The organism is Roseomonas sp. AR75 (genome assembly GCF_005222815.1).
GTDB lineage: Bacteria > Pseudomonadota > Alphaproteobacteria > Acetobacterales > Acetobacteraceae > Falsiroseomonas.
In genome coordinates this window covers 168,137-191,590 of the sequence record NZ_STGB01000003.1, presented here as the reverse complement: position 1 = coordinate 191,590, position 23,454 = coordinate 168,137, and the positions used below count along the sequence as shown (strand labels likewise).

17 protein-coding genes are annotated in these 23,454 nt (G+C 71.1%); 7 read left to right on the top strand and 10 right to left on the bottom strand.

Features of this window, described 5'->3' with window-relative positions:
• Window positions 1–45: 45 nt before the first annotated feature.
• From E4T13_RS12895 to E4T13_RS12870, 6 genes are all read right to left on the bottom strand, one after another.
• The gene (locus E4T13_RS12895) at window positions 46–1,626 is read right to left on the bottom strand and encodes an ABC transporter substrate-binding protein (protein ID WP_137178702.1); all 1,581 of its coding nucleotides are present in this window, start codon (window positions 1,624–1,626) and stop codon (window positions 46–48) included.
• A gap of 68 nt (window positions 1,627–1,694) precedes the next feature.
• A complete protein-coding gene (locus E4T13_RS12890) occupies window positions 1,695–3,119 on the bottom strand; it encodes a M20 family metallopeptidase (RefSeq protein WP_137178701.1) in 1,425 nt (474 codons plus the stop codon).
• Window positions 3,120–3,131: 12 nt separating this feature from the next.
• Window positions 3,132–3,890: an SDR family NAD(P)-dependent oxidoreductase gene (locus E4T13_RS12885; RefSeq protein WP_137178700.1), complete on the bottom strand. Its 759-nt coding sequence runs from the start codon at window positions 3,888–3,890 to the stop codon at window positions 3,132–3,134.
• A complete protein-coding gene (locus E4T13_RS12880) occupies window positions 3,887–5,593 on the bottom strand; it encodes a M28 family peptidase (protein WP_137178699.1) in 1,707 nt (568 codons plus the stop codon). Before E4T13_RS12880 ends, E4T13_RS12885 begins: the two co-directional genes overlap by 4 nt.
• Window positions 5,594–5,605: 12 nt before the next feature.
• Window positions 5,606–6,574, bottom strand: coding sequence for a tripartite tricarboxylate transporter substrate binding protein (locus tag E4T13_RS12875; RefSeq protein ID WP_240791112.1), 969 nt, complete (start codon window positions 6,572–6,574; stop codon window positions 5,606–5,608).
• A 2-nt stretch (window positions 6,575–6,576) separates the two neighbouring features.
• Window positions 6,577–7,980 carry a M20/M25/M40 family metallo-hydrolase gene (locus E4T13_RS12870; protein WP_137178697.1) on the bottom strand — a complete coding sequence of 468 codons (1,404 nt, stop codon included), beginning with the start codon at window positions 7,978–7,980 and terminating at the stop codon, window positions 6,577–6,579.
• Window positions 7,981–8,098: 118 nt separating this feature from the next.
• On the opposite strand from E4T13_RS12870, the gene E4T13_RS12865 reads away from it, so the two are divergent.
• Window positions 8,099–9,463, top strand: a complete 1,365-nt coding sequence (locus E4T13_RS12865; protein WP_137178696.1) for an MmgE/PrpD family protein — start codon at window positions 8,099–8,101, stop codon at window positions 9,461–9,463.
• Between the two features lie 76 nt (window positions 9,464–9,539).
• Here E4T13_RS12865 and E4T13_RS12860 read toward each other — a convergent pair whose 3' ends face one another.
• Window positions 9,540–10,232 (bottom strand): FCD domain-containing protein, encoded by a 693-nt coding sequence (locus E4T13_RS12860; protein ID WP_137178695.1) that lies wholly within the window; start codon window positions 10,230–10,232, stop codon window positions 9,540–9,542.
• A gap of 92 nt (window positions 10,233–10,324) precedes the next feature.
• Between E4T13_RS12860 and E4T13_RS12855 the strand changes: the two genes are divergently transcribed.
• The 6 genes from E4T13_RS12855 to E4T13_RS12830 are packed head-to-tail and all read left to right on the top strand — an operon-like array spanning window position 10,325 to window position 18,452.
• The gene (locus E4T13_RS12855) at window positions 10,325–11,329 is read left to right on the top strand and encodes a tripartite tricarboxylate transporter substrate binding protein (protein ID WP_137178694.1); all 1,005 of its coding nucleotides are present in this window, start codon (window positions 10,325–10,327) and stop codon (window positions 11,327–11,329) included.
• On the top strand, window positions 11,326–12,795 hold the full coding sequence (locus E4T13_RS12850; RefSeq protein ID WP_170984975.1) for a sulfatase: 1,470 nt from the start codon (window positions 11,326–11,328) through the stop codon (window positions 12,793–12,795). The genes E4T13_RS12855 and E4T13_RS12850 overlap by 4 nt, the downstream gene beginning before the upstream one ends.
• A gap of 20 nt (window positions 12,796–12,815) precedes the next feature.
• A complete protein-coding gene (locus E4T13_RS12845; protein WP_170984974.1) occupies window positions 12,816–13,769 on the top strand; it encodes a tripartite tricarboxylate transporter substrate binding protein in 954 nt (317 codons plus the stop codon).
• Window positions 13,766–15,247 carry a sulfatase-like hydrolase/transferase gene (locus E4T13_RS12840; protein WP_137178691.1) on the top strand — a complete coding sequence of 494 codons (1,482 nt, stop codon included), beginning with the start codon at window positions 13,766–13,768 and terminating at the stop codon, window positions 15,245–15,247. The genes E4T13_RS12845 and E4T13_RS12840 overlap by 4 nt, the downstream gene beginning before the upstream one ends.
• Complete coding sequence (locus E4T13_RS12835; protein WP_137178690.1) at window positions 15,244–17,460, top strand: arylsulfatase; 2,217 nt, start codon at window positions 15,244–15,246, stop codon at window positions 17,458–17,460. Before E4T13_RS12840 ends, E4T13_RS12835 begins: the two co-directional genes overlap by 4 nt.
• A gap of 23 nt (window positions 17,461–17,483) precedes the next feature.
• On the top strand, window positions 17,484–18,452 hold the full coding sequence (locus tag E4T13_RS12830; protein ID WP_137178689.1) for a tripartite tricarboxylate transporter substrate binding protein: 969 nt from the start codon (window positions 17,484–17,486) through the stop codon (window positions 18,450–18,452).
• A gap of 12 nt (window positions 18,453–18,464) precedes the next feature.
• Here the strand turns inward: E4T13_RS12830 and E4T13_RS12825 are convergent, their stop codons facing one another.
• The 3 genes from E4T13_RS12825 to secD all read right to left on the bottom strand — a co-directional run bounded on the left by E4T13_RS12825 (window position 18,465) and on the right by secD (window position 23,288).
• Window positions 18,465–19,616, bottom strand: coding sequence for an EAL domain-containing protein (locus E4T13_RS12825; protein ID WP_137178688.1), 1,152 nt, complete (start codon window positions 19,614–19,616; stop codon window positions 18,465–18,467).
• A gap of 142 nt (window positions 19,617–19,758) precedes the next feature.
• A complete protein-coding gene (locus E4T13_RS12820; protein ID WP_137178687.1) occupies window positions 19,759–20,727 on the bottom strand; it encodes a tripartite tricarboxylate transporter substrate-binding protein in 969 nt (322 codons plus the stop codon).
• A complete protein-coding gene (gene secD / locus E4T13_RS12815; protein WP_137178686.1) occupies window positions 20,724–23,288 on the bottom strand; it encodes a protein translocase subunit SecD in 2,565 nt (854 codons plus the stop codon). Before secD ends, E4T13_RS12820 begins: the two co-directional genes overlap by 4 nt.
• Window positions 23,289–23,454: the final 166 nt, after the last annotated feature.

Sequence of the window (23,454 nt, the reverse complement as noted above, 5' to 3'; positions counted from 1 at the left end):
GACAAGCCCTCTCCCCCCGTGGGTGGAGAGGGCTGTTCCGCGCCCCTATTGCACAGGCCTTATCGCGGTGGAGAAGGTGTAGCCGTCGCCGCGCGGCTGCAGCGTGAGGCCGCGCCGCACGCCATAGCTCGCGCGCAGCGAGAAGATCGGCAGGATGGCGTTGTCCTCGATCGCGATGCGCGTCGCGATCGCGTTCAACCGCTCGCGCTCCGCTTCGTCGAAGGTCTCGTCCACGCGTTCCAGCGCCGCGTCGAAGGCCGCGTTGGAATACCGCCCACGGTTCAGCGAGCCGTGTCCGCGCGCCGCGTTCCGCGTCCGCAGGATGGTCGCCATGCTCTCGCTGGCGACGCCGGTGGAGGAGGCGAAGATCGCCATGAAGGCGGTGAATTCCGGGTCCACGCCCTGGCTGCCATTGGCGCGCCGGAAGAAGACGGCCGCCGGCAGAGCGTCCACCGTCGTGCGGATGCCAACGGCAGAAAACATCTGGCCGACGGCCTGGCAGACGCGGCTGTCGCCGGCGAAGCGGTCATTGGTGCACTGGATCGTCAGGTTGAAGCCGTTGGGAAAGCCGGCTTCGGCCAGCAGCGCGCGGGCGCGTGCGGGATCGTGGGGCGGCACGGCGATATCGGGCACATGGCCGATGAAGCCGGGCGCCGCGAATTGCCCGATCGGGTCCGCGCCGCCCTCCATCCCGCGCTCCGCCAGTGCGGCGCGGTTGATCGCCAGGTTCATCGCCTGGCGGATGCGCGGATCGCGGATGGGGTTGCGCGCCAGCGGCTGGCCATCGGCGCCGGTGGCGAAGACCACCTGGTCGCGGAAGTGATCGAGATACATGTAGAGCGTGAACATGCCGGGGCCGCTGATCACCTGCGTCCGCTCGCTCTCCCGCAGGCGTGCGGCCAGCGAGGGCGGCACGTTGTCGATCACGTCCACGTCGCTCGCCAGCAGCGCGGCGACGCGCGCGCTGTCATTGGAGATGAAGCGGAAGGTCACGCGCTCCCACGGCTCCTGCGGGCGCCAATGCGATGCCGCGCGTTCCAGCACCACCTCCTGCCCCGGCGTGAAGCGCACCCAGCGATAGGGGCCGGTGCCGATGGCCGCGCGGCCGCCGTTGAAATCCGCTTCCGTCGCGCCCTCCGCCGCGCGGGCGGAGACGATGGCGATGACCGCGAGCTGGTTCGGCAGCAGCGGCGCCGGGCCGTTGGTGCGGATGACGACGGTGCGCGGATCCTTCGCCTCCGCCGCGGCGACGCTGCGGGTCTGCACGACGAAGGTGCGCAGCCCTGTGATGGCGCGGGCACGGCGGATGGAGAACACCACGTCATCGGCCGTCACCGGCGTGCCGTCGTGGAATGTCAGCCCCTCGCGCAGGGTGAATTCCCAGGTGGTGGGGTCCACCAGCCGCCAGGAGGAAGCGGCGCCCGGGATCGGCTTCAGGAAGGCATCCTGCAGCACCAGCGGCTCATAGACGTGAAGCTGGACGTTGCGATTGGGCGTGTAGTTGAGGTGCGGATCGCTGCCATCCACCGCCGCCTTGAAGCCGATGGTGAGTTGCTGCGCGGAAGCGGGCGTGGCGAGTGCGCCGAGGAGCGGAAGCGCGAGAAGCGCGTGGCGCAGGCGTGTCATCGATTGGCTTCCTTCCTGCTTGGCCGGGCGCGACCCTCCCCCGCATGCGGGGGAGGGAGGCAGCCGACTCACTCCGCCAGCGACATCCCCAGGGCCGGCTTTGCATCCGCCGGCAGCGGGCTGTGGTACGGCTTGCCGCCGGTGCGCGCGTGATGGTCGGCCTTGGCCTTGGCGATGAGATCCGGGTTCAGGATCGCATCCACCGCGGTGCCGGCCATGATCTTCGCGACATGCACCATGCCGGTATGCGCCGCATCCGTCTTGCCCTGCGCCACCACCTGCCAGGAATGGCCGGGCGTGCCGATGGCGTAGGTCGCGCCGCGCGCCTGCACCGTTGGCACCTTCCAGGAGACGTCGCCCACATCGGTGGAGCCGTTCATGCCCGCGCCCTTCGCGCCGAGCGGCACGATCGCGTCGCAGAGCGCCTTGCCGGTTTCCGGCGGCAGGCCCTGCCGGCGATAGGCGGAGCTGATGTCCTCCGGCCGCAGCGTCTTCTGGATCTCGGCGGCGAAGGCGCGGTCCTCCGCGGTGAAGGGCGGCGGGCCCAGGCGCTCGAAATTCGCGTGCATCGCCTGCTCCAGCGGCGTGTTGCCGAGCAGGTTGGAGACGGCGGAGATCACCTGCGTCGAGACCGTCGTCTCCGTCATCAGCGCGGCGCCATCGGCTATCTTGCGCACGCGCTCGACCAGGCCGGTCAGCTCCTCGAGGTTCCGCGCGCGGATCAGGTAGCGCACCTTTGTGCGGGACTGCACGACATTCGGCGCGATGCCGCCGGCGTCCAGATAGGCGTAGTGGATGCGGGCGTCGCTCGGCATGTGCTCGCGCATGTAGTTCACGCCGACATTCATCAACTCGATCGCGTCGAGCGCGGATCGGCCGAGATGCGGGCTGGACGCGGCATGCGCCGCGCGCCCCTGGAAGCTGAAGTCGATGCGCGTGTTGGCCAGGCTCACCGCCTCGTTCACGCCGGAGAAGGCGGCCGGATGCCAGGAGATCGCGATGTCCACGTCGTCGAAGGCGCCGGCGCGCACCATGAAGCCCTTGGCCGCGCCGCCTTCCTCCGCAGGGCAGCCATAGTAGCGCACGCGGCCCTTCAGGTTGTTCGCCTTCAGCCAATCCTTCACGGCGGCGGCGGCAAGCAGCGAGGCCGAGCCGAGCAGGTTGTGGCCGCAGCCATGCCCGCGCGTCTCGCCCGGCATCGGCTTCGGCTCGGCGATGCCGGCTTCCTGGCTGAGGCCCGGCAGCGCATCGTACTCGCCGAGGATCGCGATCACGGGGCCGCCTTCGCCGGCCTCGCCCATCACGGCGGTGGGGATGTCGGCCACGTTCTGCGTGATCCGGAAGCCCTCGCGTTCCAGCATGGAGACATGCTCCGCGCAGGAGCGGTGCTCGTCGTAGCAGAGCTCCGGCATGCCCCAGACGGTGTCGCTCAGCGCCGAATAGGGCTCGCGCCGCTCATCCACCAGCCGCCAGATCTGTTCATCGTTCCGCATCACGCGCGTCCTTCAAATCCTGCCGCCATTCACCGGCAGCACATGTCCCGTGATCAGTTTCGCATGGTCCGAGGCCAGGAACAGCACCCCGTCGGCAATATCGTCCGGCTCGCCCAGGCGCCGCAGCATGATGGTGCGCAGCACCGCCTCCCGCGCCTCCGGCGCACGGGCGTTCCATTCCGCAACCTTCTCCGGCGTGCTGGCCTGCACGCCCGGCGCGACGCTGTTCACGGTGATGCCGTGCGGGCCGAGTTCCACCGCAAGCTGCCTCGTGAGCCCGACCAGCGCATGCTTCGCCGCCGTATAGGCCTGGATGCCTGTGCGCGAGGGCTGGAGGCCCGCGCCGGAGGAGATTGTGATGATCCGCCCGCGCCCCGCCTTGCGCATGCCGCCCGCCGCCGCGCGGCAGAGCGCGAAGGCCGCGTTGAGGTTCACGGCGACGATCGCGTCCCAATCTCCGTCCGGCATCTCCTCGATGCGGTGGAAGGCGCGGCCGAGCGTGCCGCCGGCATTGTGCACCAGGATGTCCAGTGGCCCGCCGCCGGCTTCCTCGACCGCGCCGATCCAGGCAGTGGCCGCGGCGCGGTCGGCCAAGTCTACCACCGCGGTCGCGATCCCCGTTCCCGTAGCGGTCTCCGCCAGCCCCGCCGCGTCCACGTCGCAGGTGAAGACCCGCGCGCCGAGCGCGTGGAAGCGGCGCGCGATGGCGCGGCCGAAGCCGACCGCGCCGCCGCTGATCGCGACAAGCTTCCCGTCGAAGCGGATGTTCACGCGCCGAGCGCGGCCTTCGCCGCGTCCAGCGCGGCATTCGCCTCGCGCAGCGCATGCGCCACGCGGTTGCGGGCCCGCAGCGCGTCCACCGCCGCGTATTTCTCGGCGTCCGAGCCCGCTTCGGTAGCGGCGAGGTCGCGCAGCGGCTGCAGCGTCGCCCAGTTCGGCATCGGCAGCGCATGCGGATGCAGGAAGCGATCGCCCGCGGTGTAGTCCGCCGGCACCAGCGCGCGGGAGGCGCGCATCAGCGCGGCATTGGCCTTCGCCGCTGCCTCCGCCGACACCGCGCCGGCATGCTTCGCCACCGCCTCGGCCTTGGATTGCAGCGCCTTCGCCGCCTCGACCAGCGGCGCCACGGGGAAGCGGCCTTCCAGCTTCGCGGCGAATTGCGAGAATTCCTGCAGCAGCGCGGACGCCGTCGCTGCGTGGTCCAGCGGCACGACGGCTTCCGTCAGCAGCCGCCAGCACACCTGCAGCAGCACGCGCGTGTCGCGCACCAGGTTGGCCTCGTCCACCTTGTCGATCGTGTCGTGCGGCGTGTGCCACCACCAGCCCAGCGCGTTGCGCGCCTGCGCGTGCTTGGCCGGCTGCTCGCTGATCGAGCCCATCATGGAGGGCACGCCGATGCCGACGAAGCTGTCATCGGAACTGCGCGCCTTGCGCTTGCCCTTGTAGGTCTGGTTGGTGTGGGCCTGCACCGCTTCCGCCGCCAGGTGCTTCAGCTCCGTCATCGCGGCGGTGTTCTCCAGCACCGTCGCGCCGGCGCCGCCCAGGCTGTCCACGTTCACATGCGCGACGCAGCGGCGATCCAGCTCGTCCCAGTGGCTGTCGGCGTACCAGGCCGAGCCGGAATAGCGGCCGTGCGAATGGCCGGACCAGAAGCAGATGCGGAAGCCTCGCTTCAGCGAGGACCGGCGCTGCGCCACGAGGCGGCCGACCTCCATCATGCCGCAATTGGCCGAGCCATTGTCCATCACGCCGTAGTACCAGGTGTCGTAGTGGCCGGACATCAGAACGAACGGGCCGTCGGCGCCGTCCGGCCCGTCGATCTCGCATTCCAGGATCGGCGTCTTGCGCCAGCCCGTGTCCACCTCCGCGTGCAGCGTTACCTGCGGCTGCTTGCCTTGTGCCAGCGCGTCGCGGATCGCGCCGCCATCGGCGTTGTTCACGCTGCACACAACGGTGCGCGGCATGCCGTCCTTCGTGCTGGCGCCGGGGCTGCCCCAGACCGGGGAGATGCACATCTCGTGGATGTGCTCGTGGTGGCTGATGTGCAACTGCCCCGCGGCGCCCGCATTGGTCGCGCGCTGGGAAACGGCGGGCGTCGCCATTCCCTCCACCAGCACGATGCGGCCCTTCACATCCTTGCCGGTGAAATCGGCCTCGCCGCCATGCCCGACATAGACCGGCACGCCGGAAAGCCCGCCCGCCGGCGAGGGCTGCGAGAAGGATTGCGTGATGGCGGTGATCGCCCTGCCGTCCACCATGACGCTCGCCTTGCCCGGCAGGCTGATGAAGGCGTCGTGCAGCAGCAGGTTGGTGCGGAAGCCGTAATCCTTCATGCGCTTCTCGAGGAAGCCGAAGGCCTCGCGCTCCTCCGCGGTGCCCGAGAGCTTCACCCAGCGCGCGATCTCGCGCAGGCTCGCCATCATCTCGGGGCCGCTGACGGCGGCGGTGAGGGATTCGGGCAGGGCGTCGGTCATGGTCGTCTCTCCTCAGTCCACGCGGATGCCGGCGGTGCGGATCACGTTCCGCCAACGCGCGATGTCGGCAGCGACGCGCTGTGCATGCGTCGCGGGATCGCTGCCGACCGGCGTGAAGCCCAGATATTCCAGCCGCTGCGCGATGGCGGGATCTGTCACCGCTCCGGCGAAGCTTTGGGACAGCTTCAGCACCGCGGCCTCCGGCGTGCGCGCGGGCGCGTAGATGCCCCAGATCGAGGATGCCTCGATCCCATGCAGCCCCTGCTCGTCGAAGGTCGGCACGTCCGGCAGGCCGGGGTTGCGCTGCTCCCCGGTGACGGCGAGCGCGATCAGCCGCCCGGCCTCGACATGCGGCTTCGCCGCGGACATGCCGTTGAACATCAGCGGCACATGCCCGGCCACCACGTCGTTCGTCGCCGGCCCCGTGCCGCGATAGGGCACATGCACCAGCTCGATATTCGCCTGGATCTTCACAAGCTCCGCCGCCAGGTGCGGCCCCGTGCCGTTGCCGCCGGAGGCATAGCTGAGCTGTCCCGGCCGCGCGCGCGCCAGCGCCAGGAACTCCTGCAGCGTGCGCACGCCGAGCGAGGGATGCACCAGCAGCACGGAGGAGCCGCTGGCCAGCATCGTCACCGCGACGAAATCCTTCTCGGCATCGAAGGGCAGGCGCGGATGCAGGCCGGGATTGATGGTGAAGCTCGCATCCGTCATCAGCACCGTGTAGCCGTCGGGCTCCGCGCGCGCGACGATCTCCGTGCCGATCACGCCGCCCGCGCCGGGCCGTGTCTCGATCACCAGGTTCTGGCCAAGGCGACGGTTCACCAGCGGCTCGATCAGCCGTGCGAGGTTGTCCGTGCCGCCGCCAGGTGCGAAGGGGATGATCACGCGCACCGGGCGCTGCGGGAAGGGCTGCGCCTGGGCCAGCGCAGCCGCGCCGGGCAGCGCGAGCGTCGCCGAAAGCAGGGTGCGTCGTCGCAGCATCGTCATCGCCTCCGCGGAGCCAATCCTTCGCCGATGTCCCACCACAGCCCCGCCATCAGCCCGAGGCCCTCGCGCAGCAGTGGCGCCAGTGCATGCTCGTCCGGGCCGTGCTGGTTGCAGCCGGCGTAGCTGTTCGGGATCCAGATCACCGGCAGCCCCAGCTCCTCCTGGAACATGTCGGAGGGGTTCGAGCCGGAGGAATTCGGCACGATGTTCGGCGCCTGCCCGCTGCTGCGCTGCATGCTCTCCGCGACGAAACGCACCCAGGGATCGTCGGGATCGGTGCGGCTGGCGCCGAACATGTCCCGCTCCACCACGGGATCGATCCGCACGCTCTGGAAGCCGTGCCGGTCGAGATGGCGCCGCAGCGCGGGCACGATGTCGGCACCCTTGATGTCCGCGCAATGCCGCACCTGCAGCCGCGCACGCGCCTCGCCCTGGACCGCATTGGTCGGCGCATCCGGATGGCCGGTGATCGCGGCCAGCACGATCACGCTCGTCCACCCGAAGATCTTTTCGGCCTTCGTCAGACCGGGCTCGCCCCAGTCGGGGTCGCCTTCGGGCAGGCCGGGGATGTCCTCGAACACCAGTGCGTCGATGGCACGCTTCACGGCGGGCGGGATCGCCTCCGGCGTCCATCCCTCGACCTGGATGCGGCCCTTGCGGTCGACGATCGTCGCCATCGCCTGCGCCAGCACGAAGCCGGGATCGGTCAGCACGCCGCCCCAATGCCCGGAATGATGCGCGTGGTCGCGCAGATGCACGATGAGGTCGAAGGCGACGCCACCACGCGCGCCGAGCTTCATCTCCGGCATGAAGGTGGTCTGCCGCGGCCCGTCCAGGCCGATGAACACATCGGCAGCGAGCCGGTCCTTCTCCGCGCGCAGCAGGTCCCGCAACCCGGGCGAACCCTGTTCTTCCCCCGTCTCCACCAGCACCTTCGCGTTGAAGCCGAGGCGCCCGCGCTCCGCGGTCACCGCACGCAGCGCCTCGATGGCGATCAGATGCTGGCCCTTGTTGTCCACCGTGCCGCGGCCGTACCATTTGTCGCCGCGCACCGTCACCTGCCAGGGATCCAGCCCCTCGCTCCATTTCGGCGCCAGGCCGCGCACCACGTCGCCATGGCCATAGACCAGCACGGTCGGCAGCGCCGGGTCCTCGATGCGCGTGCCGACGAAGACCGGGCCGCGGCCCTTGCGGGGATTGTCCAGCACCGCGGGCGCGAAGCCCATGTCCTGCATCAGCGCGGGTATCGTCTCCGCGCAGTATTGCGTCAGCGCGGGCAGGCTGCCTTCGAGCTGACTTTCCGTGGGCACCGCGACCAGCGTGCGCAGCCGCGCGAGATAGTTGCCGTTGTCGAAGCCGTCCTGCGCCCGCGCAATGGCCCCGGCCCGTGACGCCGTCATGCCGCGTTCCCCACCAGCCCTGGCGATGCTCGCACGCATTCCCGCCCGCCGGGAAGGGGCCGGGCCTTGAAGATCGTCCCCGCGAAGCGTCAGCATCGCGCAGGCGGAGGATCGGGCCATGAGCAACGAGGGCGTCACGTATCGCATAGCGAGCTGGATTGCCGATGTTCCGCCTGCGCGAACGGCGCGGGCTTCGGCTCTGGCGGTGGAAGCCATGCAGGATGCGATCGGCTGCATCCTGGCCGGCAGCGCGGAGGAGACGCCGCGCCGCGTCGCCGCGGCTGTGCGCCGGTGGGGCGGCGGCGACGCGCATGTCGTCGGCGACGGGCTGGCGCTGCCCGCTCCCTGGGCCGCGCTGGTGAACGGCGCCGCGGCGCATGTGCTGGACTACGATGACACCTTCGGCCCGCTCTCGGGCCATGCCACCGCGGTCCTGGTGCCGGCGATCCTCGCGCTGGGCGAGGAGGTGGAGGCGAGCGGACCCGCGCTGCTGGATGCGCTGGTCGTCGGGCTGGAGGTGATGGCCTGCGTGGGCCGCGGCGTGAACCCGCGCCACTACGCGCTGGGCTGGCACGCCACCTCCACCATCGGCGCGGTCGGCGCCGCCGGCGCCTGCGCCAGGCTGCTGAAGCTGGATGCGCCGCGCACAGCGGACGCGCTCAGCCTCGGCGTCAGCATGGCGGCGGGCACGCGGATGCAACTCGGCGCCATGGCGAAGTCGGTGCATGCGGGGCTGGCGGCGAAGGCCGGCATCCTGGCGGCGACGCTGGCGGCCGAAGGCGTCGGCGGCGCGCGCGAGGCGCTGGCCGGCCCGTGGCGCTTTGCGGAAATCTTCGCCGGACGCCCGGCGCCCGAAGGCGCGATGGATCCGCCCTCGGGGGACGCCGCACTGGCGATCGAATCGCCGGGCCTGTCGCTGAAGGCCTATCCTACCTGCGCTGCGACGCATCTCTCGCTGGATGCGCTGCTCGCGCTGAAGGCGCGCGTGGGCTTCGCGGCGGAGGAGGTGGAGGCGATCGAGACCGAGCTGCCGATGGTGCTGCGCCGCAACCTGATGCACGAGAACCCCGAGACCGGCATGCAGGCGCGCTTCTCCATGCAGTACTGCCTTGCCACGGCGGCCGCGCAGGGCGCGCTCGGCGTTGCGGATTTCGAAGGCGAGGCGATCCACCGCGCCGCCTCGCGCGCGGTGATGCCGCGCGTGGCGATGCGCGGGTTGGAGGAGACCGAAGGCGCGCCGCCGCCCTCCACCAGCGTCACTGTCCGCCTGCGCGACGGCCGCGTGCTGACGGAGGCGCGCACGGAAAGACGCGGCTCCCCCGCGCTGCCGCTGAGCGCCGCGGAGCAGGCGGGCAAGTTCCGGGACTGCGCCGCGACGGTGCTGGCGCCCGCGGCGATCGACGCCGCGCTGGATGCCATCGCCGCGCTGCCGCAAGACGGCGACGCGCGCACGCTGGTGCGAGCGTTGCAGAGAGCCGGCTGACCGTATCGCTCCCTTCCCCGCCTTGCGGGGGAGGGTCGGGATGGGGGCGCGACAAACCTTGTCGCTCCCGGGCGTCCTACGCCCCCTCCAGCCCAGCCAGTCTCGCGCGCCGCACCGCCGTTAGGTGCCGCCGCATCGCCGCGCGTGCTGCCGCGGCATCGCCGGCGACGATGGCCGTCGCGATCGCCGCGTGCTCCGCCAGATTGTCGCGCCGCCGTTCCGGCGAGACGGCGAGGTCGGTCAGCCGGCTTGCCAGTGGCGCCGTCTGCCCGCGCCACAACTCGCCCACCATGCGGGCCAGCGCGGTGTTCGCCGCGGCCTCCGCGATGGCCAGGTGGAAGTCGCGATCCGTCTCCTCCTCCGGCCTGCCGGCGCGGCGTGCGGCGGCCATGCGCCCGAAGGCCTCGGCCACGGCGGCGCGGGATGGGGCATCGGCGCGTGCCGCGCGCGCGGCGCATTCGGGCTCCACCACCAGCCGCGCCTCCAGCACGTCGAAGGGGCCGGGCGCATCGCTCGGCGGCGCCGAAGGCTGCGGAGCACCGGCGCGCACATAGACGCCGGAGCCGCCGCGCACCTCCACCAGCCCCGCGATCTCCAGCGCGATCAGCGCCTCCCGCACGGAGGGGCGGCTGACATTCAGGCGCTGCGCCAGTTCACGCTCGGCGGGCAACCGATTACCGCGCGGCAGATCGCCACGCGCGATCATCGCGGCGATCTGCTCGGCGATGCGTCGGAACAGGCGGCGTGGCTCGATCGGTTCGAAGGGCATTTCTTCCGTCGCTGGTTGACAGGTGTTTGGCACCCGGACCAGCATCCTTCAACTGGTCAGGCCACTTTGCCACGGAACCGGGGGAGGAAGGAATGTCCGAACACCGTCATGAGGACGCCTGCGCGCGTCCCGGCCGTCGCGCGCTGCTGCTGGGAAGCCTGGGCACGCTGGCGCTGCCAGGTCTTGCGCAGGCCCAGGGCGATTGGCCCGCGCGCAACATCCGCATCGTCGTGCCCTTCGCGCCCGGCGGTTCCTCCGACGTCTCCGCGCGTCTCGTCGCCAATCATCTCGGCACGCGCCTCGGCCGGACCGTGGTGGTGGACAACAAGCCGGGCGCCGCCACCGTGATCGGCACGCAGGAAGTCGCGCGCAGCGCGCCCGATGGCTACACGCTGCTGCTGACGCCGCCGCCCTTCGCCATCGTCCCCTTCGCCTACGCCAACCTGCCCTTCAACTCGGAACGCGACTTCCGCCCCGTGGCGCTGCTGGTGCTGAGCCCGAATGCGCTGATGGTCAGCAGCGACGTGCCCGCGCGCAGCTTCGAGGAATTCGTCGCGCTGGCGAAATCCCGTCCGGGCGGGATGAACTATGCCTCGCCCGGCAACGGCTCCCTGCCGCATGTCGCCTTCGAACTGCTGAAGCTGCGCGCGGGCATCGACCTCGTGCATGTGCCCTATCGCGGCGGCGGGCCGGCCGTGGCGGATCTCGCCGCCGGCCGTGTGCAGGCGATGATCGCGAGCCCGCTGGAGGCCGCGGGCCAGGTGCAGGCGGGCCGCGTGCGGCCGCTGATGGTCGCCGGCGCGCCGCGCATCTCCGCCTGGCCGGAGGTGCCGACGGCGGATGAGGCGGGGCTCGCCGGCTTCTCGACGCCGGGATGGTTCGGCCTGACCGCGCCTTCCGGCGTGCCGGACGCCATCGTCCAGCGGCTGAACACGGAAATCCAGGCTGTGCTGCGCCTGCCGGAAGTCACGAGCCGGCTGGCCGACATGGGTGCCAGCGCGGCGCCCGGATCGCCCCAGGCCTTCGGCGAACTCATCGCCACGCAGCGCACGCAATGGGCGGAGGCAGTGCGCGCCGCGGGGATCCGCATCGAGTGACGAAGCGGCCCAACATCCTCTGGATCTGTACCGACCAGCAACGCTGGGACACGATCCACCGCCTGGGCAACGCGCATATCCGCACGCCCGCGCAGGATGGGCTGGCCGAGCGCGGCACCGCCTTCCTGCGCGCCTACACGCAGTCGCCGATCTGCACGCCATCGCGTGCCTCCATGCTGACCGGGCGCTATCCCGCCAGCCACCACGTCTACCGCAACGGCAACGCCTTCTTCCCGCCGAACGAGACGCTGGTGACGCGCATCCTGGCGGACCACGGCTATGATTGCGGGCTGGTGGGCAAGCTGCACCTCTCCGCCGCGAAGTACCACGAGAAGCGCACCGACGACGGCTATCGCGTGTTCCACTGGAACCACCATCCCACGCCGGATGCGGCGCGCGGCGACGCCTACGAACACTGGTTGCGGCACGAGAAGAAGGTGGACCCGCAGGCGCTCTATCGCGACAAGGGCGCCTTCGTCGGCGCGGGCGTGCCCGCCGAGTACCACCAATCCACCTGGTGCGCGGAGATGGCGACGCGCTTCATCACCGATCGGCGCGATGGCCCGTGGTGCCTCTCGCTGAACTTCTTCGACCCGCATGCGCCCTTCGACGCGCCGCCCGAGGCACTGGCGCGCGTGAATGCCGCCGCGCTGCCGCTGCCGCTGTGGCGTCCCTCCGACGCCGAGCGCTGGCGGGATTTCGAGCGCGTGGACCAGCAGCAGAAGAAGCCGGTGGACCCCACCATCCGCCGCAACGCCGCGCCTGCGCCACCACCCAAGGAGCGCGACCACGACAAGGTGGCGAGCCACGTGCCGGAGGATTACGACGCGCTGCAGGTCAAGGCGAACTACTACGCCATGATCGAGCACCTTGACGCGCAGGTCGCGCGCATCCTGGCCGCCCTGCGCGACAGCGGGCAGGAGGAGGACACGCTGGTCCTGTTCCACTCCGACCATGGCGAATTGCTGGGCGACCACGGCCTGGTGCTGAAGGGCTGCCGCTTCTTCGAAGGCCTGGTGCATGTGCCGATGCTGTGGCGCTGGCCGGGCCGCGTGCAGGCGGGGCTGGAGAGCGACGCGCTGGTCGAACTGGTGGACATCGCGCCGACGCTGCTGGAGGCCGCGGGCATCGCGGTGCCCTGGCAGATGCAGGGCCGGTCCCTGCTGCCGATCCTGGAGGGTCGCGCCGATCCGCATGTCCACAAGGCGCAGGTCGTCAGCGAGTTCAAGGACGCCATCGGCGGCCATCCCGACCATACGCATGGTTCGATGGTGTATGACGGGCGATGGAAGTCGGTGATCTATCACGGCCATCCCAAGGGCGAGATCTTCGATCACGCCAGCGATCCCGGCGAGTTCGAGAATCTCTGGGACGACGCGACGATCCGCGCCGAACGCCTGAAGGCGCATCTCGATGGCCTGGCGGCGACGATCAGCGCCGGCCCGCCGCGCAGCGCGCTCTATTGAGACACGAAGGACATTCCACGATGCGACGCAGGACATTCGGATTTCTGGCCGCCGCGCTCGCCGCGCCTTCCGTGGCGCGGGCCGCCTGGCCCGAGAAGCCGGTGACGGTGATCGTTCCCTACCCGCCCGGCGGCAACAACGACATCCTCGCGCGCCTGCTTGCGCCCACGGTCGAGAAGCAGATCGGCCAGCCGCTGGTGATCGAAAATCGCGGCGGCGGCGGCGGCACCATCGGCGCCGGCGCTGCGGCGCGTGCGCCGGCGGATGGGCATACGCTGCTGTTCGCGGATATCGGCATTCTCGCCATCGCGCCGCATCTCTTCGCGCGCCTGCCCTACGATCCGGATGCCTTCGCGCCGGTCGTGCGGCTGACGGAGGTTTCGCTGCTGGTCGGCGTGCCGAAGGACAGCCCGCATCGCACGGTGGCGGATCTCGTGGCCGCCGCGAAGGCGCGCCCGGATGCGCTGAATTTCGGCACGCCGGGGCCGGGCACGGCGGGGCATCTCGCCACGCAGATGCTGATGAGCTTGAGCGGCACGAAGATGACGCATGTGCCGTTCCGCGGCAGCGCGCCGGCAGCGCAGGAACTGATCGCGGGGCGCATCGACCTGCTGATCGACGGCACGCTGTTGCCGGCGGTGAACCAGGGCACGGTGCGTGCCATCGCGGTGACGGGCGCGCGCCGCAGCCCCTTCACGCCGGACCTGCCGACGGTCGCCGAAAGCGGCGTGCCCGGCTACGCCTTCACCTCCTGGCACGGCGTGGTGGCGCCGCGCGGCGTGCCGGCGGAAGCGGTGCAGAAGCTCAACACTGCCTTCAACGCGGCGCTGCGCGAGCCCGCGGTGCTGGAGCGCGCCCGGCAGCTTGGCCTGCCCTTCGCCGGCGGCAGCGCGGCGGATTTCGCCACCTGGATCCAGGCGGAGCGCCAGAAATTCGGGCCCCTGGTGCAGGCCAGCGGGGCGCGCGTGGAGTGAGCCTGCGCCCGAACTTTCTCTTCGTCACGGTGGACCAGTGGCCGGCCTCGCTCACCGGCTACGAGGGCCACCCCACCATCCTGACGCCGACACTGGACCAGCTTGCCCGCGTCGGCGTGCGCTATCCCCGCACCTATTCGGAATGCCCGATCTGCATTCCCGCGCGCCGCACCATGATGACGGGCACCACCGCGAAGCAGCATGGCGATCGCAGCTTCGACCCCGCGCTGCGCATGCCCGACCTGCCGACCCTGCCGGGCATCCTGCGCGCCGCCGGCTACCAGACCACCGCGGTCGGCAAGCTGCATGTCTATCCGCCGCGCGACCGCATCGGGTTCGAGGAGGTGCACCTGGCCGAGGAAGGCCGGCCGCATCTCGGCGGGCCGGACGACCACGACATCTACATCGCCGACCAGGGCTTTCCGGGCCGTGGCTTCGACCATGCGATGAACAACAACGACTATCTCTGGCGGCCCTGGCACCTGCCGGAACACTGCCATGTCACGAACTGGACGACGTGGCGGATGTGCCGGGAGATCAAGCGCCGCGATCCGACACGGCCGGGCTTCTGGCACCTGTCCTACACCGCGCCGCATCCGCCGTTGATTCCGCTGAACGCCTATCTCGACATCTACCGCGACGCCCATGCACCGCCGCCCGCGATGGGCGCCTGGGCGGAGGACGAGGCAGCGCAGCCCTATGCGCTGCGCGCGGTGCGCGACTTCTGGGCGCATGTGAAGCCGCACCATCACCGTCAGATCATGCAGGCCTTCATGGCGCTCTGCACGCATATCGACCACCAGCTTCGCCTGGTGATCGGCACGCTGCGGGAGGAAGGGCTGCTGGACGAGACCGTGATCCTGTTCACCGCGGATCACGGCGACATGCTCGGCGGCCACGGCCTTTGGGCGAAGCGGCTGTACTACGAGGACAGTGCGCGCGTGCCGACCCTGCTTGTCGGCCCCGCCGGCGATGACCGCACGAAGCCGGGCACGGTGGACAACCGCCTGGTCGGCCTGGCCGACGTGATGCCGACGCTGCTCGACTTCGCCGGCGTGGACTCACCCGCGCATGTCGAGGGCCTGTCGATGATCGGGAATGCCCGCCGCGACATCTTCCTCGGCGCGTGCCGCGAGGATGCGAACGCCACGCGCATGGCGACGGATGGCCGCTACAAGCTGCTCTGGTATCCCTGCGGCAACGTGCTCCAGCTCTTCGACCTGCAGGAGGATCCGCAGGAGCTGCACGACCGCGCCGCCGATCCGGCGCTGGCCGCGATGCGTGCGCGGCTGGAGCAGGCGCTGGTCGAGGGCGCCTGGGGCAGCGACCGCGACTGGGTGAAGGACGGCAGGCTGGTCGGCATGCCTGCGCGCGAGTTCCGCGGCGGGGTGAACCGCGGCCTCTCGGGCCAGCGCGGCCATCACTACCCGCCGCCACCGATCATGGATGCCAGCGTTGTCGTGGGGACACCGGGATGACACAGCATATCGGCCGCTCACGCGAGGAAAGCACGCCTGTCTGGCCGGCGCGCCACCACGCCCCGAAGGGCGCGCCGAACATCGTGGTCATCCTGATGGACGACATGGGCTTCTCCGATCCCGGCTGCTTCGGCGGCGAGATCGAGACGCCGAACATGGATCGCCTGGCGAAGGAAGGGCTGCGCTTCAACCACTACACCACGCATCCCATCTGCTCGCCGGCGCGCGCCGCGCTGCTGACCGGCATCAACGCGCATGCAGCCGGCACCGGCTGGCTGTCCAACAACGATGCCGGCTATCCCGGCTATCGCGGCGAGATCCCGCCGGATTGCGCGACGCTGCCGGAGACGCTGCGCGCCTCCGGCTACGCCACCTGCGCGGTGGGGAAGTGGCACAACACGCCGACCGCGGATTGCACGCCGGCGGGCGACAAGCGGTCCTGGCCGTGCCAGCGCGGCTTCGACCATTTCCACGGCTTCCTGGAAGGGGAGACGCATTTCTTCTTCCCGACCGCGCTGACCGCCGGCAACCAGGTGATCCCGGTCGAGGCCTACCCGCGCGACTATTACGCGACGGATGACTGGATGACGCAGTCGCTGCGCTGGGTGACGGACCTGCGCGCGCATTCGCCCGACAAGCCCTTCTTCCTCTACGTCGCGAACAACGCGCCGCACGCGCCGTTGCAGGCAAAGCCGGCCGATCTCGCGAAGTACCGCGGCCGCTACGACATCGGCTGGAGCGCGCTGCGCGAGGCGCGCCACAAGCGCCAGATCGCGATGGGGCTGATCCCGCCGGACACGAAGCTGCCCGCCTCCGATCCGCGCGTCGCCACATGGGAGAAGACCGACCCCGCCGACCGGGCGATGCTCGCGCGGCACATGGAATGCTACGCGGCGATGATCGACTGCGTGGACCAGAACATCGGCCGCCTGCTGGACTACCTCGACGAGATCGGGGAGCGCGAGAACACCATCATCCTCGTCACGTCCGACAACGGCGCGACGGATGCCGGCGGGCCGACGGGGATGTTCAACAACAACCGCCGCTACATGGGCCTCGCCCCGCCGCCGATCGAGGTGGAGCGCGCGACGGCGCACGACCTCGGCAGCCCGCGCAGCGCCAGCCTGTATCCCACGGGCTGGGGCGAGATGTGCAACGCGCCCTTCCCGTCCTTCAAGACCTACACCGGCGCGGGCGGAAGGCGCGTCTCCTTCATCCTGTCCTGGCCGCGGCGCATTCGGGACCCCGGCGCGATCCGGCAGCAATTCGTGCATGTCACCGACATCATGCCGACACTGCTCGACTGCGCCGCCGCGCCGCCGCTCGAGCGCGTGCATGACCGCACTGCCCGGCACATGGACGGGCGCAGCTTCGCCGCGCTGCTGCGCGAGCCCGCGTCCGCATCGCCCCGGCACGAGCAGTATTACGAATGCTGGTCCAACCGCGCCTATTACCGCGATGGCTGGCTGGTGCGCTCCATCCAGAAGCGTGGCGCCGAGATCGACTGGAACAACTGGACGCTGCACGACCTCACGCGCGATTTCTCCGAATCCACCGACCTCGCCGCGCAGAACCCAGAGAAGCTGAAGGAACTGGTCGAGGCCTTCGACACGGCAGCGTGGTCGAACCAGGTCTATCCGCTGGACAATCGCGACCGGCTCGACAAGTTCCGCGACCTCGCGCCGGAATACGCCGTGCGCGCCGACCAGCCGCGCCGCTTCCTGCCCGGTGCCGACACGGTGCACCGCTTCGACACCTTCCCGCTGATCAGCGACCGCGACTACGTCATCGCGGCGCGCGCCACCTATCGCAAGGGCGACCAGGGCATCCTCTGGGCGATCGGCGATCCGACGGGCGGGATGGTGATGTGGGTGGAAGGCGGAAGGCTGCACTTCCACTACAACGGCTTCGGCGAGACGACGGACCTGCCTTCCGTCCCGATGCCCGAAGGCGAGGCGACCATCGCCCTCGAATACCGCGCGCATGGCCAGCGCCGCGGCGAGGGACGGCTGGTCATCGACGGCGCGGAGGCGGTGCCCTTCACGCCGATGTCCCCGACTATGGTGTTCTACGGCGTCTTCGAAGGGCTGGATGTCGGTCTCGACCGCCGCGGCCCCGTGCTGTGGGACCTGTATGAGCGGCACGGCGCGTTCCCCTATTCCGGCCGCATCCGTGATGTCACCGTCACGCCCGGCCAACGCGCGCCGCGCTGAAACAAGCAAAGGGAGGACACGCCATGCTTCGCCGCCACTTCACCACGCTCGCCCTCGGGGCGCTGGCCACGCCGGCGCTCGCGCAGGGCGCGACGGCCTGGCCGACGCGGCCGGTGCGCTTCGTCGCGCCCACCGCGGCGGGCGGCGCGCTGGACATGGTGGCGCGGCTGCTGGCGCAGAAGCTGAGCGATCAGTTCGGCCAGTCCTTCCTGGTTGAGAATCGCGGGGGCGCCGCCGGCGTGCCGGGGATGGACACCGTCGCGAAGGCGCAGCCGGATGGCTACACGCTGCTCTTCGCCGCTGCGCCCATCGCGCTCAACACCGCGCTCGGCATGCGGCTGCCCTATGATGTCGGCCGCGACTTCGCGCCGGTGAGCCTGGTGGCGTCCATCCCGGCCCTCGCGGTGGTGCATCCGACGCGGCCGGAGCGCTCGCTGGCCGATGTCATCGCCGCCGGCAAGACGCCGGCCGGCTTCAACATGGCCGTGCCGAATGTCGGCGCGGTGACGCATCTGATGGCGGAGGTCCTGCGCGCGAAGAGCGGGCCGGGCTTCACCGTGGTGGCGTATCGCGGCGCCGGCCAGGCGATCCAGGATGCGCTCTCCGGCAATGTGCACGGCTTCTACGACGCGCTGGTGCCGACGGGTGCGCATGTGGTGGGCGGGCGCATGCGCGGCATCGCCATCGGCTCGCGCCAGCGCCATCCGATGCTGCCGGACGTCGCCACGGTCATCGAGCAGGGCATGCCCGAGCTGCTCGGCTCCGGCTTCTACGGCATCCTCGCGCCGGCCGGCACCGACCCCGCCATCCAGCGCAAGCTGCATGCCGGCATCGTCGCCGCGATGGGCGATGGGACGGAGCTGCGCACGCGCCTGATCGCCCAGGGCTACGAGGTGCATGCGAGCACCCCGGAGGAATACACCGCCTTCATCCAGAACGAGATCACGCGCTGGACGCCGGTGGTGCGCGCCGCCGGCATCAAGGTGGAATAGCGGGCGGAGCGGCTACCGCCCGTCCGGCAGCGCGGCGCCGCTCCAGGCGGCGATCCAGGCGGGCAGCGCGTCGGGCGGGATCGGCCGCCCGACGCCGAAGCCCTGTGCCAGGTCGCAGCCCGCGGCGGCGGCCGCGCGCCAAAGCAGCGGATCGGTCACGCCTTCCGCAACCACCGCGCGGCCCTCGGCATGGGAACGCCGCACCAGACGTTCCACCTGCGCGCGCGCGCGGCGCTCCGTCGGCAGCGCCGAGATCAGGCTGCGGTCCAGCTTGACGCCCGCGAAGGGCAGGCCCAGCAGCGGCGCGCGCGCATCATCCAGGCCGAGATCGTCCAGCAGCACGCGGAAGCCGGAGCCGTCCAGCCGCTGCAGCGCGCGGCGCAGCAGCGCGGTGTCGCGCACCGTGGTGCTTTCCGTCAGTTCGAGCAGCACGTCCTGCGGCCGCAGCCCGTGCAGCGCAATCAGCGCGCCCAGCCGGCTCGGCAGGTCGGCCTGCAGCAGCACCGCGAGCGGCACGTTGAAGGAGAGGCGGAGCGGCATGCGCCGGCGCGCCTGTGCCAGCCCCTCGATCGCGCAGCGTGCCACGGCCAGTGCAAGTTGGGAGGCAAGCCCCGCCTGCTCGGCCAGCGCGACGAAGGCGCCCGCGCCGAGCGCGACCCGCGGCCGTTCCCAGCGCGCCAGCGCCTCCACCATCACTGGGCGGCGGTCGGCCAGGCGGACGATCGGCTGGAAGCGCACCGTGATCTCGCCGCGCGCCAGTCCCGCTGCCAGGCTTCGCGCATCCGCCGCCGGCAGCGCACCATTGCTGCCATTGCGCGACAACGCCTTGGCGAGCTTGGCGCCTTCCGCAGGCACCGCGCGCAGGCCGTCCGGCGCCTTCTCCCCCGGGCGGGCGACAACCACCACCTCGGTGCCGCTGAAGCGGTCGCGGGCCGCGGAGAGCAGATCCGCTCCGGCGCGGCCGCCTTCCAGCACCAGATGACGCGGCGGCTCGCCCGGCCCGACCAGGCGGAACAGCGCCTCCGCGCCGGTCACGATCTGCACGGGGCGCGCGCCATGCAGCCGGCGAGCGGCATCGTGTGCGGCCGCGATCACCATAGGGTCGCTGGCCACCAGCACCAGGCAGGCGGTGTCCGGCAGGCTGCGGCGCGGGCGGCGGAGCATGGCTCAGCCCCCTGCCGTCGCGCGGCCGGCAGGCGCACGAGTCCGGCGCCCGCGGACGGGCGCGGCCGCAGGGGCCGGATGACGACGCATTCGTCTCAAAATGAAGGCAATCTCCGCCCGCTGTCACAGGAGCCTAGCGTGGTCATGTGCGGCGCGGAAGCCAAGGTTCTTCGCGCCAGCGCCGGCGCAATGCCTCATCCTGCCGGCGCAGCAGGGCGGACCAGGGCCCCGGGCCGAGAAAACGCGGCACCTGGCCGGACTCTGCGCATTGCGCCGCAAGGTCGGGGTCCGCGGCCAGCGCCTCCAGCCCGGCCACCAGCCAGTCGCGCCACGCCGCCGGCGCGTCCGGCGGCACCGCGAAGCCGCGCCGCGTGGCCCCGAGCAGTTCGAGACCCGCTTCCCGCAAGGTCGGCAGTTCCGGCAGCAGCGGCGACCGGCGGGAGGCGGCGATGCCCAGCGCGACCAGGCGGTTCTCCCGCAGATACTGGATCGCATCCGCCAGGGTCAGCGCGGCCGCCGCCACATGCCCGCCCGCTGCCGCCTGTCGCACCGCGGCAGCGGAGGGGAAGACCAGCGGCGCGAGGCCGGCGCTCTCGGCCAGCCGCATTCCCGCCATGTGCCCGGCCGTCCCTGGCGGCGGCGTGCCGAAGGAGACGCCCGTCGCCGCCCGCAGCGCTTCGAGATTGGCGACGCCGCCCGGCGCCGCCACCAGCACGACCGGTTCCTCGATCAGGGCGCCGAGCGGGGCGACAAGGTCCATGGGCGGCGGCAGGTTCGCCTCCACGGCGCGCGCCAGCAGAACGGGGGTCGTCAGCACGCCGATCATGCGGGCGCCGGCAGGCTGCTGCGCCAGTTCCGCCACGCCGGCCAGGCCACCGCGGCCTGGCAGGTTGCGCAGGCTGAGCTTCTGCCGCGGCCAGTGGCGTTCCAGGAAGGGCGCCACGAAACGCGCCCAGCGATCGGTGTTGGAGCCCACCGGCGCCGGTACCAGCAGCACCGCCGGCGGGTGCCGCTCTGCCCGGGCCAGGGCGGGCGCGACGCAGCAGGCCGCCAGCGCCAGCAGCCCCCGCCGCGGCGCGCCGCGCATCCCGGGGGCCGCCGCGCCGCTCATCCCGGCTGCGCCGCCGCGCTCCGCACCGGCTCGCCGCGCCGCAGCGACTTCGCGCCGGTGAACAGCACGATCGGCGCGGCGATGAAGGTGGAGGAGGCAGTGCCGATCGCGATGCCCGCCACCATCAACCAGGCGAAGCCCGACAGCGCGTCGCCGCCGAACAGCGCCAGCGGCAGGGCGCTGAGCAGCAGCGTCATCGAGGTGCCGATGGTGCGGTTCAGAGTCTCGTTGATCGAGAGGTCCACCAGTTCGCGCAGCGGCATCTGCTTGTACTTCCGCAGATTCTCCCGCATGCGGTCGAACACCACGACCTTGTCGTTGGCGTTGAAGCCGATGATGGTCAGGATCGCGGCCACGGTGGTCAGGTTGAACTCGATCCCCGTCACCACCATCAGGCCCACCACCTTCGTGGTGTCCAGCAGCAGCGTGGCGATGCCCGCGACGGCGAACTGCCATTCGAAGCGGAACCAGATGTAGAGCAGCATCGCCAGGAAGGAGAGGCCGAGGGCGATCAACCCGCCCATGAACAGCTCCGCCGAGACGCGGTTGCCCACCGCTTCCACCCGCAGCACACGGGTGCCGGGGGCCACCTGCTCGACCGCGCCGCGCACGGCCGCGACGGCGCGCTGCGTGCCGCCCTCGTCGCCCTGCACCGGCAGGCGCACCAGCACCGTGTCCGGCGCGCCGAATTCCTGCAGGCCCACATCGCCGAGATTGAGCGCCGACACGGCGGAGCGGAGCTGCCCCAGGTTGGCCGCTTCCGGCGTGCGAACCTCCATCACGATGCCGCCGCGGAAGTCGATCCCTTTCTCGAGGCCGGGATAGAAGGCCAGCGCGACCGAGGCGGTGGAGATGATCGCGGAGACCAGCACGCCGATCCGCGCGCCGCGCATGAAGGGAATGCGCGTGTTGTCCGGCACGATGCGGAACAGCGGCCTGCCCAGGCGCTGCAGCAGCGACAGCCCCGGCCGCTCCAGCACCGGCAACTCCTTCGGCCGCTTGGCGCGATACCACCAGGAGATGATCAGGCGCGTCACCACCGTGGCGGTCCACATCTGCACGATGGTGCCGACCGCGACCGTCACCGCGAAGCCGCGCACCGGGCCGCTGCCGAAGCCGTAGAGGCAGGCCATCGCGATCAGGTTCGTGAGGTTCGAGTCCATGATCGTGCCGGACGCCTTGGTGTAGCCGGCTTCCAGCGCGTTGATCGGACTTCGCCCGTTCTTCACTTCCTCGCGGATGCGCTCGTTGATCAGGATGTTTGCGTCGAGCGCGGTGCCCAGCGTCAGCACGATGCCGGCGATGCCCGGAAGGGTCAGCGTCGCGCCCATCACGGAGAGGATGCCGATCATGATCACGATGTTCGCGACAAGCGCGAGATTCGCGATCCAGCCGAAGAAGCCGTAGGCGAGGCCCATGTAGAGGAAAACGAAGAGCGTGCCGGCCGCGAGCGAGAGGATGCCCGCGCGGATCGCGTCCGCGCCGAGCTCCGGCCCGACGGTCCGTTCCTCCACCACCGTCAGCGGCGCGGGCAGCGCGCCGGCGCGCAGCAGCACAGAGAGGTCGGAGGCGCTCTGCGCGTTGAAGCTGCCGCTGATCTGGCCGCGGCCGCCGGTGATCGGCTCGCGGATCACCGGCGCGGTGATCACCTTGTCGTCCAGCACGATGGCGAAGGGCTTGCCGACATTCTGGCGCGTGACGTCCGCGAAGCGGCGGGTGCCGACGGAATCGAAGGAGAAGTTCACCACCCATTCGCCGGTGCGCCCGTCCTGCCCGGCGCGGGCGTCGGAGAGGTTGGCGCCATCCACCTCCACGCGGCGGCGCACCGGGAAGCGTTCGTCCGCGCGCTCGCCGCGCAGGAACATGGTGCCCGGCGGCGGCGTCGCCGACTGCATGTTCGCGCTCTCGTCGAGCAGGTGGAAGGTCATGCGCGCCGTGCGGCCGAGCAGGTCCTTGATGCGCGCGGGATCCTCGACGCCCGGAAGCTGCACCAGGATGCGGTTGGTGCCCTGCCGCGCGATCAGCGCCTCGACCAGGCCGCTCTCGTCGATGCGCCGCCGCACGATCTCGAGCGACTGCTCCACCGCGGAGCCCGACTTCGCGCGCAGCGCGACCTCGGTCAGCGTCGCGCTGACGGTGCCGTCGGGCGCCGTGGCCACCTCGATGTCGGGTTGCTGCGATCCGGCGCCGGCACCGACCGCGATGGCCGCGTCGCGCAGGATCCGTGCGATGTCGGGCGCGCGGGCCGGGTCGGAGACCTTCAGCGAGACGCGCCGCTCCGCCGGGTCGGCATTCAGGCCCGTGTAGAGGATGCGCGGATTGGCGCTGGCGGCGCCGCGGCGGACGGTGTCCACCAGCGTCTCCAGTCGCTCCCGCACCATCGCGGAGGTGTCCACCTCCAGCAGCAGGTAGGACCCACCGCGCAGGTCGAGGCCGAGGCTGATCTGCCTGGCCCAGCTCGGCAGGCTGTCGCGCGGCAGAAGGTTCGGCAGCGAGAGCAGGACGCCGAGGAAGCAGACGCCGATGATGGCGAGCGACTTCCAGCGGGCGAAATACATCATGGACGGGGACCAGCCTGCCTTCCGGTGGAGCCCGCCGGCCTTGCGAGGCGGGAGGCGGGCATTTGGCGCGGAAGATGCGCGGGGGGGCATCCCGATGCAAGAGCGCGCGGGCACGGGCGGGAGAAGAGCGGCGGGGGAGGGCGCAAAAGACGCGCGGAAGGAGTAG